Origin of the sequence: Sphingomonas palmae, assembly GCF_900109565.1 — a bacterium.
GTDB lineage: Bacteria > Pseudomonadota > Alphaproteobacteria > Sphingomonadales > Sphingomonadaceae > Sphingomonas > Sphingomonas palmae.
This window is the reverse complement of sequence record NZ_FNZZ01000001.1, coordinates 112577-128992: the sequence shown is the minus strand read 5'-3', so window position 1 is coordinate 128992 and position 16416 is coordinate 112577. Positions and strand designations below refer to the sequence as shown.

Annotated in this window: 16 protein-coding genes; 5 read left to right on the top strand and 11 right to left on the bottom strand. The window is 67.9% G+C overall.

Annotated features, from left to right (window positions below; all coding sequences use genetic code 11):
- Nucleotides 1–2: 2 nt before the first annotated feature.
- The 5 genes from BMW51_RS00580 to dapA all read right to left on the bottom strand — a co-directional run bounded on the left by BMW51_RS00580 (nt 3) and on the right by dapA (nt 4499).
- A complete protein-coding gene (locus BMW51_RS00580; RefSeq protein WP_093002351.1) occupies nt 3–2054 on the bottom strand; it encodes a M13 family metallopeptidase in 2052 nt (683 codons plus the stop codon).
- Nucleotides 2055–2127: 73 nt separating this feature from the next.
- Nucleotides 2128–2661, bottom strand: coding sequence for a DUF2062 domain-containing protein (locus BMW51_RS00575; protein WP_245708218.1), 534 nt, complete (start codon nt 2659–2661; stop codon nt 2128–2130).
- Between the two features lie 14 nt (nt 2662–2675).
- Complete coding sequence (gene smpB, locus BMW51_RS00570) at nt 2676–3158, bottom strand: SsrA-binding protein SmpB (protein WP_093002347.1); 483 nt, start codon at nt 3156–3158, stop codon at nt 2676–2678.
- 101 nt (nt 3159–3259) lie between these two features.
- The gene (locus BMW51_RS00565) at nt 3260–3565 is read right to left on the bottom strand and encodes a hypothetical protein (protein WP_093002345.1); all 306 of its coding nucleotides are present in this window, start codon (nt 3563–3565) and stop codon (nt 3260–3262) included.
- A gap of 52 nt (nt 3566–3617) precedes the next feature.
- Nucleotides 3618–4499, bottom strand: coding sequence for a 4-hydroxy-tetrahydrodipicolinate synthase (gene dapA, locus BMW51_RS00560; RefSeq protein ID WP_093002343.1), 882 nt, complete (start codon nt 4497–4499; stop codon nt 3618–3620).
- 88 nt (nt 4500–4587) lie between these two features.
- Between dapA and BMW51_RS00555 the strand changes: the two genes are divergently transcribed.
- The 5 genes from BMW51_RS00555 (at nt 4588) to BMW51_RS00535 (ending at nt 9876) form a co-directional block, all read left to right on the top strand.
- The gene (locus tag BMW51_RS00555) at nt 4588–6573 is read left to right on the top strand and encodes a lytic transglycosylase domain-containing protein (RefSeq protein ID WP_093002341.1); all 1986 of its coding nucleotides are present in this window, start codon (nt 4588–4590) and stop codon (nt 6571–6573) included.
- Between the two features lie 32 nt (nt 6574–6605).
- Nucleotides 6606–7088, top strand: coding sequence for a GreA/GreB family elongation factor (locus BMW51_RS00550; protein WP_093002339.1), 483 nt, complete (start codon nt 6606–6608; stop codon nt 7086–7088).
- A gap of 48 nt (nt 7089–7136) precedes the next feature.
- A complete protein-coding gene (locus BMW51_RS00545) occupies nt 7137–7364 on the top strand; it encodes a hypothetical protein (protein ID WP_093003724.1) in 228 nt (75 codons plus the stop codon).
- Nucleotides 7365–7438: 74 nt separating this feature from the next.
- The gene (locus BMW51_RS00540; protein WP_093002337.1) at nt 7439–8248 is read left to right on the top strand and encodes an NYN domain-containing protein; all 810 of its coding nucleotides are present in this window, start codon (nt 7439–7441) and stop codon (nt 8246–8248) included.
- Entirely contained in the window at nt 8248–9876 is a 1629-nt protein-coding gene (locus BMW51_RS00535) for a M28 family peptidase (RefSeq protein WP_093002335.1), read from the top strand. Before BMW51_RS00540 ends, BMW51_RS00535 begins: the two co-directional genes overlap by 1 nt.
- Before the next feature lie 6 nt (nt 9877–9882).
- Here BMW51_RS00535 and BMW51_RS00530 read toward each other — a convergent pair whose 3' ends face one another.
- From BMW51_RS00530 to BMW51_RS00505, 6 genes are all read right to left on the bottom strand, one after another.
- Nucleotides 9883–10269, bottom strand: a complete 387-nt coding sequence (locus tag BMW51_RS00530) for an Hpt domain-containing protein (protein ID WP_093002333.1) — start codon at nt 10267–10269, stop codon at nt 9883–9885.
- Entirely contained in the window at nt 10266–10910 is a 645-nt protein-coding gene (locus BMW51_RS00525) for a LuxR C-terminal-related transcriptional regulator (RefSeq protein ID WP_093002331.1), read from the bottom strand. The genes BMW51_RS00530 and BMW51_RS00525 overlap by 4 nt, the downstream gene beginning before the upstream one ends.
- A gap of 110 nt (nt 10911–11020) precedes the next feature.
- Nucleotides 11021–11305 (bottom strand): hypothetical protein, encoded by a 285-nt coding sequence (locus BMW51_RS00520; RefSeq protein ID WP_093002329.1) that lies wholly within the window; start codon nt 11303–11305, stop codon nt 11021–11023.
- Between the two features lie 98 nt (nt 11306–11403).
- Entirely contained in the window at nt 11404–14841 is a 3438-nt protein-coding gene (locus BMW51_RS00515; RefSeq protein ID WP_093002327.1) for a PAS domain S-box protein, read from the bottom strand.
- A gap of 52 nt (nt 14842–14893) precedes the next feature.
- Nucleotides 14894–15529 carry a glutathione S-transferase family protein gene (locus BMW51_RS00510; RefSeq protein ID WP_093002325.1) on the bottom strand — a complete coding sequence of 212 codons (636 nt, stop codon included), beginning with the start codon at nt 15527–15529 and terminating at the stop codon, nt 14894–14896.
- Nucleotides 15526–16365, bottom strand: a complete 840-nt coding sequence (locus BMW51_RS00505; RefSeq protein ID WP_093002323.1) for a class I SAM-dependent methyltransferase — start codon at nt 16363–16365, stop codon at nt 15526–15528. Before BMW51_RS00505 ends, BMW51_RS00510 begins: the two co-directional genes overlap by 4 nt.
- Between the last annotated feature and the right edge of the window lie 51 nt (nt 16366–16416).

Below are 16416 nucleotides of genomic sequence, written 5' to 3'. Positions count from 1 at the left end.
CGTTACCAGATCTTCACGCGCGCGTCGGGCGCAAGGTACAGCTTGTCGCCGGGCTTGGGCTGGAACGCCGGGTACCACGGGTCCATGTTGCGAACGATGTCGGTGCGCTGTTCCGATGGCGCGTGCGGGTCGGTCAGCAGCCGCTGGCGCAGGTTCGCCTCGCGGTAGTTGCGCCGCCACACCTGCGCCCAGCCGAGATAGAAGCGCTGGTCGGGGGTGAAGCCGTTCAGCACCGGAGCGGGCTTCCCGCCGAGCGACGCGTGATAAGCGTCGTAGGCGGCAGAGAGCCCGGCGAGATCGGCCGAATTCTCCCCCAGCGTCAGCGCGCCCTTGACGTGCATCCCGGGCAGCGCTTCGTACGCGTCATACTGCTTGACGAGCCGCTGGCTGAGCGCGTTAAAACGCCGCACGTCGGCGTCGGTCCACCACTGCGTCAGACGGCCGTGTACGTCATATTTCGCACCCTGATCGTCGAAATGGTGGCTCATCTCGTGGCCGATCACCGCGCCGATGCCGCCATAGTTGACCGCAGGGTCGGCCTTGGGATCGAAGAACGGTGGCTGCAGGATCGCTGCCGGGAAGGTGATTGCGACCAGCCCGAAATCAGCCTGCGCGTTGACCGTCATCGGGGTCATGCCCCACTCCCAACGGTAGATCGGCTTGCCCAGCTTGGTCGCGTTATAATCGTGACGCCACTGGTTCGCGCGCAGTTCGTTGCCGAACGCGTCGCCCGCCTTGATCTCCAGCGCCGAATAATCGCGCCATTTCGATGGATAGCCGATCCTGGGCGTAAAGGCGGCGAGCTTCGCGTGCGCCTTGACCTTGGTTTCGGGCGCCATCCAGGTCAGCGCGTCGATGCGGCGGTTCATCGCCTGAATGACGTTCCGGACGAGCTGATCAGCCGCTGCCTTGGTCTCGGGCGGGAAGTAGCGCGCGACATAGACCTTGCCGACCTCGTCGGCGAGCGCGCCGCTGGTGAAATCGACCGCGCGCTTCCAGCGCTCCTGCTGCTGCGGCGTGCCGCTCAGCGTGGTACCGTAGAAAGCGAAACTCTCCTGATCGACCGCGCGCGGCAGCACGTCGGCGAAGCCGTCCAGGCTGCGCACCAGCAACTGGTCGCGCAGCACCGCGATCGGTGCCGCGCCCACGGCTTGCGCGATGCCGGTTATCGCGGTCGGCTGCGCGACGATCAGCGTGTCGGCCACGGTCCCGTTCGCGCGCATGAAGGTTGCGAAATCGAACCCGGCCGCGGACTGCTGCAGCTGCGCCAGAGTCATCTTGTTGTAGGTCTTGTCGGCGTCGCGGCTGTCGACGCGGGTCCAGCTGACCTGCGCGATCTGCGTCTCGAACGCGACCAGCGCGGCGGCGCGTGCCTCCGCGTTCGGCTCACCCGCCAGCGTCAGCAGCTTGGCGAGATGTGCCTGATACGCGGCCTTGGTCTGCGCCAGCTTCGGGTCGGTGCTGAGGTAATAATCGCGGTCGGGCATGCCGAGCCCGGCCTGCGACAGGCTGACCGCGTAGGTGTCCGGGTTCTTGTCGTCCTGCCCGACGTAGACGCCGAACGGCGTGTCGACGCCGTTGCGATTCGCCTCGGCCAGCAGCGCGGCATAGCCCGCCTTGTCGGTCGCCTTGATCTTCGCGAGCCACGGCCGGATCGGCGCCATGCCGGCGCGCTCGATCGCGGCGGTGTCGAGGTAGCTCGCATAGGCGCGGCCGATCTTCGATCCCGCATCCGCCCGCGCCGCCTCGAGCAGCCCGCGCGTCCGCTGGCGCGACAGGTCAGCGAGCACGGAGAAGGCGCCGTAGCTCGCCTCATCGGCCGGGATCGCGGTCGTCTTCGCCCAGGTGCCGTTGGCGTAACCGTAGAAATCGTCACCGGGCTTGACCGAGCGATCCATGCCGGCGGTGTCGAAGCCGAACGTGCCATAGCGCGGACCGGCGCGCGGTGCCTCGTCGGCGGCTGGCGCAGGCTGCTGCGCAACCGATTGGGCGAACAACGCGGCCGGGATCAGTGCCGCGGCGGAAAGTGCAGGAAACAGGATCGAACGACGCATGAACAATCACCTGTACGAGGAATGATCATTCCTTAGGCCCGGCCGCGAAGCCGCGCCAGTCTGCCCGTCACGCTCAATCGCGCTGGTGGCGCGCCTTCCACTTGCGTGCGATCCACAGCCGCCAGCCGAGCGCGGCCAAGCCGTAGCCCAAGAGCGCGCAGACGGTGGTGATCAGCAGCAATCCGAGCACCAGCGGCGGCCCTGCGTTCCACAACCATTGCAGCCAGCCGGTCGCCGCCTCCGCCACGGGCTGCGCCACGGTCGGCGCGTTGGTGCGCAGCAGCCAGGCGCCGACCTGATAGGCCGCGAACAGGATGAACGGCGTCGTTAGCGGATTGGTGATGAAGGTAGTCAGCGCTGCGACTGGCACGTTGGCGCGGAACGGCAGCGCGATCAGCGCCGCGATCGCGATCTGCCCGACCGGGAACAGGATGCCCGCGACCATGCCGAGTGCGACGCCGCGCGGCACCGAACGCCTGGTGAAGCGCCACAGTTCGGGCGCGAGCACGCGGTGCGCGACCGGGCGCAGGATGCGGCTCTTTTCCATCGATTCGCGCGTCGGCAGGTTGCGCCTGCTCCACGCCGCGAACCGGTCCCACGTCGTCATCGGCCGCGTCGCCATCAGCCGTGGTCGCGCATGATGCGCCCGGCATCACGCTTCCACTCGCGCTCCTTGATGTGTTCGCGCTTGTCGTGCGCTTTTCTGCCCTTCGCCAACGCCAACTCCACCTTCGCGCGACCCTGCCCGTTGAAATACACGGTCAGGGGAACGAGCGTCATGCCCTCGCGCGCGACCGCACCGTGCAGCTTGTTTATCTCGCGCTCGTGAAGCAGGAGTTTACGCGGGCGCTTCGCTTCGTGGTTGAAGCGGTTGCCGTGGCTGAATTCGGGAACGTTGGAATTGACCAGCCACACCTCGTCGCCGCGCACCTCGGCGTAGCTTTCCGCGATCGATCCCTCGCCGAAGCGGAGCGATTTCACCTCGGTGCCGGTCAGGACGATGCCCGCCTCGTACACGGTGTCGACCGCGTAATCGAACCGCGCGCGGCGGTTCTCGGCAACGATCTTCTTCTTGTCGAAGGTGGCAGGCTTGGGACGCGACATGGCTGCGATGTAGGCACAAGGGTGCGCGGCGGCAAAGGGCGTTCGTTACGATTGGCCGCGTTCGCTGACCGATCGGCCCCGCAAGCGTGCGCGTACGCAGATCAGAACGGACGCTTCAACCGCAGCATAACGCGGTTGCTGGTGAAGCCGCCGACGTCGCCCTGCTCGGTTTCCGCCGCCACCGTGTTGTCGCTGATCTTCAACGCCGCCTTGGGCAGCGCCTGCGGATCGGATGAGTAACGCTCTGGTACTGCGCGCAGGCGGAACTCCTCCTGCCCGCGGGCGCAGACGACGATCGAGGCATCGCCCGGCTGAGCCTTAGGACATTCGCGCGGCAGCACCGACTTTGGCTCGGGGAGGACCGGGCCGGACACCGCGGCCTGTAGGAACAAGGCCGCGATCAGCATCGCGTCATCTCTCGTCGGGAAGGCTGCCGCATCGCTTCCTCCCCGACCACCATCACAGTCCCGCGTGGGCCAGGCCGGCGTCAACCGCGTGGCGTGACGCCTCGCCCGGCCATGTCATGGGCAGCCGGAGGCCGCGCGGGAAGTCAGGCCGCACTTTGCTGACCGCGTACTTGACCGGCCCCGGCGAGGCATCGGTGAACAAGGCGGTGTGGAGCGGGAACAGCCGGTCGTGCAGCGTCCGCGCTTTCGCGTAGTCACCGCTCGCGCACGCAGCCTGGAAGTCGGCGCACAACCTGGGCGCGACATTGGCGCTGACCGAAATGCAGCCGACACCCCCGGTGGCATTGAAGGCGAGCGCGAGATCGTCGTTGCCCGACAGTTGGCAGAAATTCTCACCCAGGCTGGCACGATGCTGCGACACGCGGGTGATGACGCCCGAGGCATCCTTGACCGCGACGAACACCTGCGGGAACGCCTGAACGATCCGCGCGAGCGTATCGGGCAGTATGTCGGTGACCGTGCGCGCGGGCACGTTGTAGAGCACGATCGGCAGCGGGGCGTCCTGCGCCAGCGTCTCGAAATGGCGGAAAATACCCTCCTGCCCCGGCCGGTTGTAATAAGGCGGCACCATCAGCGCGGCGTCGGCGCCGGCCTCTTTAGCGGCGAGCAGATTGGCGCGTGCGACGCGGGTGTCGTTCGAGCCCGCGCCCGCGATCACCGGTACGCGTCCGCGCGCCTGATCGACGCAGACGCGGACGATCGCGAACTGTTCTTCCTTGGTCAGCGTCGCCGCCTCGCCCGTCGTTCCGCACGGCACCAGCGCGGATGATCCTTCGGAAATCTGCCACTCGATGAAGTCGCGGTAGATCTGCTCGGCGAAGGCCCCATCGTCGTCGAACGGGGTGACCAGCGCGGGGATCGAACCTGTGAACATAAGACGGACGCTCTCTCCGGCGCGATGAATATTCGAAGTCGTTCAGGACAGATACGGGTTGGATCGCTATCCTGTCCACCGATCTGGAATGGTGATGAAGGCGGGCGTGTTGATCGGTATCGTGGCGGGAGTTGGGGCGGCGCTGTTACTGGCGCAGGGCCAGGTCGGTTCTGTGGGGCAATATCCCGCGAGCGTGCAGCCGAACGCGCAGGCGCAGGCCGCGGGCCTTGCGCAGGCGGTCGCGCAGTGGAAGGTGTTGCAACAGAGCGACTCGCTGCCGTTCGACACCTACGCCAATTTCCTGCTCGCGCATCCCGGCTGGCCCAACCAGACCGCCAATCGCCGCGCCGCGGAAAAGCAGGCGGCGAGCGGCTATGCCTCGCCCGCGAACGTCATCGCCTTCTGCCGGCGCTTTCCGCCGCTGACCGGCGGCGGATGGGTGGCGTGTGCGCGTGCCTATCAGGCGAGCGGCAATCAGGGTGAGGCCTATGCCGCGGCGCGCGCGGCGTGGCGCAGCGGCAGCCTGTCGCCGACCGACGAGAGCGCGGTGCTGACCGGCTTTTCGGGAGCGCTGACCCCGGCCGACCATGACGCGCGCATGGATACTTTGCTGTGGCAGGGGCAGACCGGCGCGGCGGCGCGGCAGATCGCGCTGACCAGCGCGGGCGCGCGGCCACTGTTCGAGGCGCGGCTCGCGTTCCGCACCGGCGGGGAGAATGCGTCCGCGCTCGCCTCGGTCAACGATGCGGCGGGCTCCGCGGACGCCGGGTACATCGCCGACAAGGCGGTGTGGCTGCGCAACAGCGGCGCTTCGCCCAGCGCGCGCAGCTGGCTGGCACGCGCGCGGCAGGGCATGATCCAGCCGGGCAATGTCGAGAAATTCTACGAGGTGCTGCTGACCAACGCCCGCGGCGCGGCGGCGGATCACCAGTGGCAGACCGCCTACGACATCGCGCGGCAGGTCGACGACGCCTACCCCTCGGGCACGGACATCTCGACCAAGCCGTACGGCGAGCGCGACGATTACACGAGCCTCGCCTGGCTCGCCGGGCAGACCGCGCTCAAGCAGCTCAACCGTCCGGCTGACGCGGCCTTCCTGTTCCAGCGCTACGGCGAGGCGAGCCAGTCGCCGCAGACGAGAGCCAAGGGGTTCTACTGGGCGGCCCGCGCGGCGGAGGCGGCGGGGAAGCCCGAGGCGCGGGGGCTGTTCGCGCGCGCGGGCGGCTACCGCGACCAATATTACGGCCAGCTCGCGCTCGAGCATCTGCGCCAGCCGCTGGTCGCGCCGCCGGCGGTGCCGCAGCGCGCGATCGATCCGGCGGTGCGTGCCGCGTTCTTCAACCAGGAAACGGTGCGCGCGGCGCAGCTGCTGGGACAGACCGGGCAGCGGCAGGACCAGACCGCGTTCATCCGCCTGATCGCCGCCGACGCGACCAGCGATACCGACCACCTGCTCGCCGACGAACTGTCGCGCCAGCTCGGCCGCCCGGACCTGGCGGTGCTGGTCGGGCGCAGCGCGATGCAGAACGGGTTGACCGAGTATAGCGCGGTTGCGTTCCCGACCGTGCCGGTGCCGGGCGGATACGAGAACCAGTGGACGATGATCCACGCGGTCAGCCGGCAGGAAAGCCAGTTCGATCGCGAAGCGCGCAGCCCCGTGGGTGCGAGCGGGCTGATGCAGCTGATGCCCGCCACCGCGCGCGAGCAGGCGAGCAAGCTGGGACTGCCGTATGACGCGGGCCGGCTTACGAGCGACACGAGCTACAACGTCATGCTCGGATCGAGCTATTTCCAGCGCATCTTCGGGCTGTACGGCAGTTATCCGCTCGCGATCGCGGCGTATAATGCTGGTCCGGGCAACGTGAATAAGTGGCTGCGCGCCAACGGCGATCCGCGCACCGGCGGGGTCGACATGGTCGATTGGGTCGAGGCGATCCCGTACAATGAGACGCGCAACTACGTGCAACGCGTGCTGGAGAATGCGGTCGTCTACGACCTGATGAATCCGGCGCGTGCGAAGAGTCGTGGTCCGGCGAACCTCAGCTGGTACCTGGGGCGCAGCAGGACGGGGTGACGCGGCTGTGCCCGGTCGGCTAGTCGGGCGCGATGGATCGACCCAATCACATCACCCCGGCGGGCTATGCCGTGCTGCGCCGCGAGTACGAGCAATTGTTCGCGATTGAGCGGCCCAAGCTGGTCGAGACGATCTCCTGGGCGGCGGGCAACGGCGACCGCAGCGAGAACGGCGACTATATCTACGGACGCAAGCGGCTGCGCGAGATCGACCGGCGGCTCGGCTGGTTGTCGCGGCGAATGAAGGCGGCGAAGGTGGTCGATCCCGCCGCCGCGCCCGATCGCTCGCGCATCTTCTTCGGTGCGACCGCGCGGATCGTCGACGAGGACGATCACGAGCGCGAGCTGACGCTGGTCGGCGACGACGAGGCGGATGCGGGCAAGGGGCTGGTCGGGTGGAACGCGCCCCTCGCCCGTGCGCTGCGCGGGGCCGCGGTCGGCGACGTGCGCCGCGTGACGCTGCCCGCGGGCGAGCGCGAATATGAGGTGTTGTCAGTCTCCTATCCCGATCCTTGAGGAACGCGGGCGCGCGCCCGTCCGTTCGTGTGCGTGAAGGAGACGACCATGACCGAGCAGACTCGCACCGACACCGCGCGCGACCACGACGACAAGGATTTGATCGAGGGAATGATCCCCGCCGGAGAGGCGCAGACCGGCACCAGCGGCGGCGCGCTCGCCCGCGATATCGGGTCGCAGGCCGACATGAAGACCGTGACCGATCCCGACGGCACCACGCGCGCGACCAAGCAGGACGACATCGACGCGGGCGTCGCCTACGACAGCGATCGATAAGAAGCGTTAGCCCGCGCGTTGAACCACGACGCGCGGGTTGACCTCGCTGCCCCGCCGGTCGACACCGCTGAACGATGCCGACTGACGATACCCCCACTCGCAACATCGCGCTGCTGATCGACGCCGACAATGCGTCGTGGCACGCGCTTGACCCCGTGCTGACCGTGCTGGCGGAGCTTGGCACCGTCAACATCCGACGCGTCTACGGTAATTGGTCAAAGCCGGGGCTGAAGGGCTGGCGCGACATGAGCGTGCGCCACGGGATCGAACCGCAGCAGCAGTTCGACTTGACCAAGGGCAAGAACGCCACCGACATGAAGATGACGATCGACGCGATGGACCTGCTGTTCCGCGGCCGCGTGCAGGGGTTCGGGATCATGTCGTCGGATAGCGACTTCATGCCGCTCGCCACCCGCATCCGGCAGGACGGCCTGCCCGTCTATGGGTTCGGCACTGCCAAGACGCCGCAGGGTTTTCGCCAGGCGTGCAGCCGCTTCATCGACGTGGCCGCGCTGGAGCAGGCGAATGGCGCTGAGGCAGCGCCCGCCACTGCCGCAGAGCCGACCGCCGAGACGCCGTCCAACGACCTAGGGCTGACCGATGCGCTGCCGCCCTCGATCGGCGCGAAGCCTGCTGCGGCGAAGAAGGCAAAGCCGCCGGTCGATCAGGAACTGCTCAAGCTGCTGATCGATGCCTATGACGCCTCGAAGCGCGACGAGAAAGGCTATGTCAGCCTGTCGGCGATGGGACAGCTCGCCGCCAACCGCTCGTCGTTCGACGTGCGCAATTACGGGTTCAAGCGGCTGTCCGACCTGGTCGAGTCGGTGCCGAATTTCCAGATCGAGCGGCGTGACGGCCGCGCTCTCGTCAAAAGGGTTCGTTGATGCGCTCCATCCTGCTCGCCGGCGTCGCCGCGGCGCTGCTGTCGGCTGCCGCCGTGGCGCAGACCGATCCGGCGCGCCTGTCAGAGACGGTGAAGACGCTCGCATCCGATCGCTTCGGCGGCCGCGCGCCGGGCACGGCGGGCGAGAAGGTCACGGTCGACTGGCTGGTCGCAAAGTTCAAGTCGCTGGGGCTGGAGCCCGGCGGGGAGAACGGCGCGTGGACGCAGGCGGTGCCGATGATCCACACGCAGATCGCCGCCAACGCCGCGCTGCGCGTGGGCAAGACCGTGCTGACGCAAGGCAAGGAGATCGCGGTCACCACCGTGCGCGCCGCGCCGAGCATCGCGATCCGCAACGCGCCGATGGTCTTCGTCGGCTACGGTGTCTCGGCGCCCGAGGCGAAATGGGACGACTTCAAGGGACAGGACCTTCGCGGCAAGGTCGCCGTGTTCCTGGTCAACGATCCCGACTTCGAAGCGAAGGCGGGTGACGACGCGAAAGGCCGCTTCGGCGACCGGCGCATGACCTATTACGGCCGCTGGACTTACAAGTTCGAGGAAGCCGCGCGGCGCGGAGCAGTGGCGGCGCTGATTGTTCACGACACCGGTGGTGCGGGATATCCGTGGTCGACGGTGAATGCCTCGAACGGCGAGAATTACGACATCGTCCGTGCGGCGAACGACCCGCGCGTGCCGTTGCAGGGCTGGATCGAGCATGACGCCGCAGATCGCCTGTTCAAGGATGCGGGGTTCGATCTCGCCGCCCTGCGTGTCCAGGCGCGATCGGCGTCGTTCCGGCCGGTCGACATAAAGACGGGCTTCTCCGCCGACGCCAAGGTCGCGGTCGAGCGCATCCAGAGCGCCAACGTGCTCGCCAAGATCTCCGGCAGCAAACGTCCGCGCGAGAGCGTGATGTTCGGTGCGCACTGGGATGCGTACGGCGAGGGTCCGGCGGACGCGAGCGGCGCGACGCTGCGGCCCGGTGGCAACGACGACGCGCTCGGCATTGCCGGGATCATCGAGCTGGCGCGGCAGTTCAAGGCAATGCCGGCGCCCGACCGCACGTTGGTCTTCGCTGCATGGACGGGCGAAGAGCGCGGGCTGCTCGGTTCCGAATATTACGCGACGCATCCGGTCTATCCACTCGGCCTGACTGCGGCCAACCTGACGCTCGATATCCTGCAGACCGCGGGGCCGGCGCGAGACGTAATCCTGATCGGCAAGGGGCAGACCTCGCTCGATGATCTGCTGGCGCGCGCGGCAGCGGGACAGGGGCGCACGATCACGCCCGAGACGTTCAGCGAGCGCGGGCTGTTCTACCGTGCCGACCATTTCTCGGTCGTGCGGCGCGGCGTGCCGTCGTTGCTGCTGATGGCGCTGGGCGGTGCACCCGACCTGCGCGACGGCGGCGCGGTTGCGGGGCAGAAGTGGCTCGACGGCTACATGGCCTGCTACCACAAGACGTGCGATCGCTGGTCGGCCGACTGGAACCTCGTCGGCGCCGCGCAGGACGTCGACCTGTTCCGCGACATGGGTGAGCGGTTGAGCCACGCCGGCGTCTGGCCGACGTGGAGCGCCGGGTCGGAGTTCGCTGCGACCCGCGCGCAGACCGCATCCGAGCGCCGCTAGCGCGCCTCAGGCAGCGTCGCGCAAATCGGCCTGCACCGTTTCCAGCTCTGCCAGCGTGTCGAGCGCGCATGCCGGTAGCTCCTGCGCCTGCATGACGATCGTGTCGTCTGCGGCATGTTCGACCGTGTCGGCGATCAGCGCGATCCGGCGCGCACCGATGCTGAGCGCGGCACCTTTCAGGAAATGCGCCGCCGCGCGCGCGTTAGCGAGGTCGCCCTGGCGCGCGAGGTGGAGCACCATCGACGGACGCGTCTCCAGTTCCTTGGTAAAGGTGCGGATCAGCTGGAGCACCTGCGCGCCCGGTAGGAAGTCCGCGTAATCGCGCAGCTGAGCCGGATTGATCAGCGGAGCGTGTTCGCAGTCGATCGCGGCAGGATGGAGGGTGACGGTCACGATTGTGCTCGCTGTAGCATGAGGATGGCCTGTGTGCGGTTGGGCACCGCCAGCTTCTTCAGAATGGCTTTGACGTGCGCCTTCACCGTGATCTCCGACAAACCGAGGTCGAAGGCGATCTGCTTGTTCAGTCGCCCGCTCTCCATCGCGTTCAGCACGCGAGACTGTGCGCCGGTCAGCGATGACAGCCGCGCGAAGTCGCTGTCGGCAGGCATGGTGGCGTCGGCGAGGGGGAAGGAGAACCACGCCTCGCCCGCGATCACCGCGCGGATCGCGTCCACCATGACTGAGATCGGCGTCGCTTTCGACAGATAGCCGTGCGCACCGGTCGCGGCGACCTGCTGCTCAATATCGGGATTGAGCGCCCCGCTGATCACCAGCATCCGAAGGTGCGGGAAGCGCTCCAGCAAGGCTGGCACGCCGAGCACCGATTTATTGTCGGGCAGCGCCAGATCGAGCGTCATCAGTGTCGCATCCGCCGCATGCTCGCTTGCCTCGGCCAGCGACGCGGCCTCCACCACCGTCAGCTGCGGCGCCGCCACACCCAGCGCCATCGCGGTCGCCTGTCGGCACATCGGATGGTCGTCGACGACGATCGCGAGTGCCGGGGTTTGGCGGAATGCGAGAGGGGCGGCGGACATGAAAAGCGGCTCCGATTGGTTCGCACCCGTACAGCGGTGCGATCGATCGGCGATTAGGGCAGCAATGGTAAGCAAAGCGGTAACGATGCCCGGAGGCGCGTCCGCGCCGATCAGTTGATGCTGGCGATCAGCGCGCTCAACTGACGGCGGCCGAGGTCGTTGACCGAGATGTTGGTACGCGACGCCGCGGCCTTCTGACCCACCGTGCGCAGCAGCGTCGCCTGATAGCTGGCGCACCCGGCGCTCTCTGCCGTGCGCAAGCAGACGGTGCTGCCGTCCATCGCGGTGCGGGTGATAACGGCGCGCGACGGGACGGCGCGACCGGTGTCGGCCTGTGCGCTGCCAGCCAGCGTGGCGGCAAAGGCGGCGGCGGCGATCAGGGTCTGGCGGATCATGGTTCGGCTCCGTGGTATCTGGTTGTCGGGGCGACTGACGCCCTCTCGATGGTCCGCTTCTGCCCGGTCTGACGAGCGCGCGATATTACCCCTTGGGGTCAGGCGGCGCGGGTCAGTTCACTCAATCCGCGCGCGAGCACCTCGGGCAGGTCATCGCCGACGCAGCCCGCCACCGCCTGCTCGACATCGGCGGCGGCATCGGCGAGCGGCGAGGTACCGCTTGCCGCCAGTGTGCGCAGGTGCGCCGAAATCTCGATCAGCGTCGCTTCCTCGAACGCGCCGGTGCGGATCAGCCGCGACAAGGTTTCCAGCACGTCCTTGCAGTCGGGCGTTGCCGCCCTGCCCCAACGGTCGAGCACCTGCTGCAGCTCGGCAAGCCGCAGCGGCTTCGCCAGGTGCGCCTGCATCCCCGCCGCCAGGCACAGGTCGATGTCGTCGGCGTAGGCATTCGCGGTCAGCGCGACGATCGGCAGCGTGTCGGGTCCATGTCCGGCGGCACGCAGGCGACGCGTCGCCTCCAGTCCGTCGACCTCGGGCATCTGCATGTCCATCAGCACGAGTGCGAACGGGTCGCCTGCCGCCTGCGCCTCGGCAACCGCGGCCACTGCGGCGGCGCCGTCCGCCGCGACGACGCAGCGCGCGCCCAGCCGCTCGAGCATCGCCGATGCAAGCATCTGGTTGATCTCGTGATCCTCCGCCAGCAACACACGAATGTCGGGCGACCCGCCGCGGGCCGGCAGCGCGAGCGGCGCCACCGCAGACGTGGGCGCGGCCTCGGCGGCGATCAGCGGCACACGCAGCACGAACGAGCTGCCCTCGCCCGGCACACTTTCCAACCGCAGCGCGCCCCGCATCAACCGCGCGAGCTGCGCGCCGATCGCCAGACCCAGCCCCGACCCGCCGAAGCGGCGCGCGGTGGAGGTGTCCGACTGCGTGAACTTGTCGAAGATCGCGGCGTGGCGGGCGGGATTGATCCCGATGCCGGTGTCGCGAACCTCGATCTCCAGCCACTCGCCCTCATCGTCGCTAACCACGTCGGCACGAAGCGCGACTGATCCCGCATCGGTGAACTTGACCGCGTTGCCGAGCAGGTTGAGCACGATCTGGCGCAGCCGCAGCCCGTCGCCCTCGATCCGCGCGGGCACCGCGTTGGCGACCTCGCAGGTAAGCGTCAGCGCCTTCTGTTCGGCGAGCGGCGCCATCAGCTTCGCACAGCCGCGCAGCGCGTGGCGCAGGTCGACCGGCTCGGCCGCGATCTGCATCTGCCCCGCGTCGATCTTCGAGAGATCGAGAATGTCGTTGAGCAGCCGCATCATGGCGCGGCCCGAATCGGCGATCACTTGCACGCGGGCGCGCTGCGCTGGATCGAGCTTGCCGTCGAGCAGCAGCTCGGTCGCGCCGATCACCCCGTTCATCGGCGTGCGGATTTCGTGGCTCATGTTGGCGAGGAAGGTCGCCTTCGCCGCGCCCGCGATCTCGGCGGCATCGCGTGCCGCGGCGAGTTGCAGTTCCAGCTCCTTGCGCCCGGTCACGTCGCGGATCGAGACGATGATCTCCTGCGCCGCACCGGTCGCGGGATTGCGGACCAGCCCGCAATTCGCCTCCAGCCAGCGCCACGTACCCGGACGATCGACCGGTTCGGAACGATAGCTGACCACCATTTTGTCGATGATGCCGCGCGCAAGGTCCCGATACGCGCCGCGAACGATCGCGTCGTCGTCCGGGTGGAAGCGCGACAGCATCGAGGCGCCCAGAAGCTGCTCCGGAGGTGCGCCGATCACATCACGCACCGATGGCGACGCGTAGAGGCAGGTGCCGTCGAGCGTCAGGCGGAACACCGCGTCGGTGGCGTTGCTGGCGAGCAGACGCAGCTGGTTCTCGCTGTCGGCCAGCGCGGCGGCAGCGAAGGTGCGCTCGCTGATGTCGATCGTGACCCCGATGTGACCGACGGGGCAGGCGAACAGGTCGCGTTCGACTGCGCTCATTGCATCGGCCCAGATCTGCGTTCCGTCGGCGTGCACGAAGCGGAACTCTCCGCGGTAATTGCCGCTGGTTGCCGCGGTCGCCTGCCAGTCGGCGAACACCTTCGCGCGGTCGGCGGGATGAACCGCGTTCGCCCAGCCGTCGCCCGCTGCCTGCTCGGGCGTCTGTCCCGCGAGCACGTACCAGGCGCGGTTGGCGTAGGTGAGGCCACCCTTCGCATCGGTGCGAAAAATGCCGACGGGCGCCAGATCGGCGAGCGTTTGGAAACGATGCTCGCTCTCGCGCAGCGCCTGCTCGAATAGCAGACGATCGGTCACGTCATTGAGCGAGCCAACCGTCGATTGCGGCACGCCGTGCTGATCGAACAGGATACGTGCGCTCACGTCGACGTGCCGGATCGCGCCGTCGCGACGGATGATGCGCAGGCGCCCGACCTGTCCCTCGAGCGTTTGCGCGACGAAGCGCCGCTGCATCGCGGCCAGGATCGGCAGGTCGGCGGGGTGGACGGCATCGCGGACGTGCGAGCCGAGCGCCTCGCCGACCGGCACGCCCGTCAGCTTCTGCCACGCGGGATTGAGGAACGACCAGCGACCATCCGCGTCGATGCGGTAAAGTACCTCCTGCATGTTCGCGAGCATCGCCTGCGCATTGTCGTTGCGCGAGCGCAGGTCGTTGCGCGCACGCTCCAGTCTTTTCAGGATTGCGGCGATCGGCAGCCCCATGCTGAAATTGACGGCGAGGAACAGCTGCAGCACCAGCATACGCCCGTGTGCGCCGCCTTGGGCGAGCGTGATCGGACCAATCCCGACGTAGGTGAAGATCGACGCTACGACCGCCAGGATCGCAACGGTGATCGCGGCTCCCACCGCGCCGAGTCGAAGCGCCGCGAGCATGACGACCGGCCCGGTCATGAACAGCAAGGGGTAGCGCGATTGCGAGAACAGCAGCACGGCGAGGACGAGGGCAGCGGTGCCGAACGCGGCAATCTCACCGCGGCGCACGAGTACGTCGTTGTTTTTGCCGCTCACCGCGTCGTGGAAGACGCAGACGAGCGGCGTCAGCAACACGAGGCCCAGTGCGTGCGCCCCCGCCCAGGTCAGCCCCGTCGCTATCGCGAAAGCAGCACCAGCCGACCAGAATGCGCCGACGATCAGCAGCGACAGCGTGAGCGGCGTCAATGCGGATAGCAGGGTGAAACGGCCGAGCTGGCGCAGGCTGTCGAGCCCGCGCGCGCGCCCGCGCCGCTGCATGCCGAGCGCGACGATCAGTACTTCCGCCAGGTTGATGCTCGCGCGCACGGCGATCTGCGGCATGCTCAGGTCCGCGCTGAGCAGCGCCGCGATCAGCAACGCCGCGCCGCTCAAGGCGAACAAACGCCATCTGATCGCACGCGACTGGATCAGTACGCCGACGAGCAGCGCGTTGGGCAACCACACGATCGCTACCGGCGAGCTCTCCCGCCCTAGCGCAAGGCACAGCCACGCGACGATGCCGAACACGGCAGCGAGGGCGAGATCGACGGCGAGCGAGCGCGATAGCCGGACGGGGGTCATGCTCCGGGCCTAGCCGCCGGTGGTTAACGAGCGGCTAACGCACTCTATTCATTCACGCATAAGCGTAGGGACCACCCTCCTCCAGCGCCTTCTGATAGGCCGGACGCGCATGGATCTTCTCCAACCACGCGATCGTGTTGGGTCGGCTCTTGTCCAGCCCGCCCCGGCTGCGCGCGGCCTCGAGCGGAAAGCTCATCATGATGTCGGCGGCGGTCAGTTGATCGCCCGCGAACCAGGATCGGCCAGCGAGCGACTGTTCGACGAAATCGAGGTGGACGTCGATCATCGGCTGGATACGCCGGGTCGCGGGCTTGCCCATCAAGGGTATGCGGCCGAGCACCAGCTTGAGCAGCAGCGGCGGCATCAGCGACCCTTCGGCGTAATGAAGCCAGAAGCGGTAGGAGAGCGCATCGTCGCGCTTCGCCGGCGCGCCGAGCTTGCCGTCCGCCTTATCGACCAGATATTCGACGATCGCCCCCGTCTCGGCGATCACGCGGCCACCATCGTCGGTGTCCTCGATGACGGGCGATTTGCCGAGCGGGTGGACCCGGCGCAGCTCGGGCGGCGCGAGCATCGTCTTCTTGTTGCGCTCGTAGCGTTTCACCTCGTGCGGCAGCCCGAGTTCCTCCAGCATCCACAACACACGCTGCGAACGGGAATCTTCGAGATGATGGACGATAATGGTCATGCGTGCTCCCCTGCGGCGCGAGCGGTCCAGATCCAGGCCGATGCCGGTATCTCGACCCGCCCCGAGACGGCATAACGCGCGAGCCGCCCTCCGATCCGCTCGAGCAAATCGCGGCGCGCATCGCCAGCTGCCGCGCGGATCGCCGCCGCGGCGGGACCAATCCGTTCGAAGAAGTCCAGCGCGTCGGCGAGGGCGTCCTCGTCGCTCGCCCCCTCGCCCGCGACATAATCGAAGTCGGCCCGCTCCACCGTAACGACCTCCCAACCGGCATGCGCCAACATGTCGGCGACAAAGGCGCTGTCGGCGAAGGCGAACGGTCCGGGCGAGTAGCTCGCACCTTCGCACCCCGGTGCGCCAATCGCACGATCAAGTTCGTCCACCCACCGGTTTTCACCTCGTGCGCGGAAGCAGGAGAAGACCAGCGGCGCGCCGGCGACTGCTCTGCGACGCAGGTGACCGAACGCGGCTTGCGGGTCGCCGAAGAACATGACGCCGTGGCGCGAAAAGATCAGGCCAAGCGGCGGCACGTCGAGCGTCAGGGCATCGCCGGACAGGAAACATAGGTTGGGCAGCGCGTGGCGTTCGCGTGCAATCGCCACCATCGGCTCGGACAGGTCCACACCCGCTACCGACGCGAGCGGACGCGCCTGCGCCACATCGGCGCTTGTGCTGCCAACGCCGCAGCCCAGGTCGAGGAACTGCCCCTGCTCGGGTGCGACCGCGAGGATTGCGCGGGTGAGCTGCGGAGCGAGATACGAGAAGCTACGCTCCGTTCGCCGCCACTCCCGCGCCCAGACATCGCCGACCTTTCCGGTCCAGTCACCCGCTGCGGTCATCTACGCCTCCCTCCTCCACCGATCCGCGCCCGGACTGCAAACACGAACGGC

Coding starts and splice junctions, on each gene's coding strand:
- BMW51_RS00580 (WP_093002351.1), bottom strand. CDS start 2,054: ATGCGTCGTTCGATCCTGTTTCCTGCACTTTCCGCCGCGGCACTGATC.
- BMW51_RS00575 (WP_245708218.1), bottom strand. CDS start 2,661: ATGACGACGTGGGACCGGTTCGCGGCGTGGAGCAGGCGCAACCTGCCG.
- smpB (WP_093002347.1), bottom strand. CDS start 3,158: ATGTCGCGTCCCAAGCCTGCCACCTTCGACAAGAAGAAGATCGTTGCC.
- BMW51_RS00565 (WP_093002345.1), bottom strand. CDS start 3,565: ATGCTGATCGCGGCCTTGTTCCTACAGGCCGCGGTGTCCGGCCCGGTC.
- dapA (WP_093002343.1), bottom strand. CDS start 4,499: ATGTTCACAGGTTCGATCCCCGCGCTGGTCACCCCGTTCGACGACGAT.
- BMW51_RS00555 (WP_093002341.1), top strand. CDS start 4,588: ATGGTGATGAAGGCGGGCGTGTTGATCGGTATCGTGGCGGGAGTTGGG.
- BMW51_RS00550 (WP_093002339.1), top strand. CDS start 6,606: ATGGATCGACCCAATCACATCACCCCGGCGGGCTATGCCGTGCTGCGC.
- BMW51_RS00545 (WP_093003724.1), top strand. CDS start 7,137: ATGACCGAGCAGACTCGCACCGACACCGCGCGCGACCACGACGACAAG.
- BMW51_RS00540 (WP_093002337.1), top strand. CDS start 7,439: ATGCCGACTGACGATACCCCCACTCGCAACATCGCGCTGCTGATCGAC.
- BMW51_RS00535 (WP_093002335.1), top strand. CDS start 8,248: ATGCGCTCCATCCTGCTCGCCGGCGTCGCCGCGGCGCTGCTGTCGGCT.
- BMW51_RS00525 (WP_093002331.1), bottom strand. CDS start 10,910: ATGTCCGCCGCCCCTCTCGCATTCCGCCAAACCCCGGCACTCGCGATC.
- BMW51_RS00520 (WP_093002329.1), bottom strand. CDS start 11,305: ATGATCCGCCAGACCCTGATCGCCGCCGCCGCCTTTGCCGCCACGCTG.
- BMW51_RS00515 (WP_093002327.1), bottom strand. CDS start 14,841: ATGACCCCCGTCCGGCTATCGCGCTCGCTCGCCGTCGATCTCGCCCTC.
- BMW51_RS00510 (WP_093002325.1), bottom strand. CDS start 15,529: ATGACCATTATCGTCCATCATCTCGAAGATTCCCGTTCGCAGCGTGTG.
- BMW51_RS00505 (WP_093002323.1), bottom strand. CDS start 16,365: ATGACCGCAGCGGGTGACTGGACCGGAAAGGTCGGCGATGTCTGGGCG.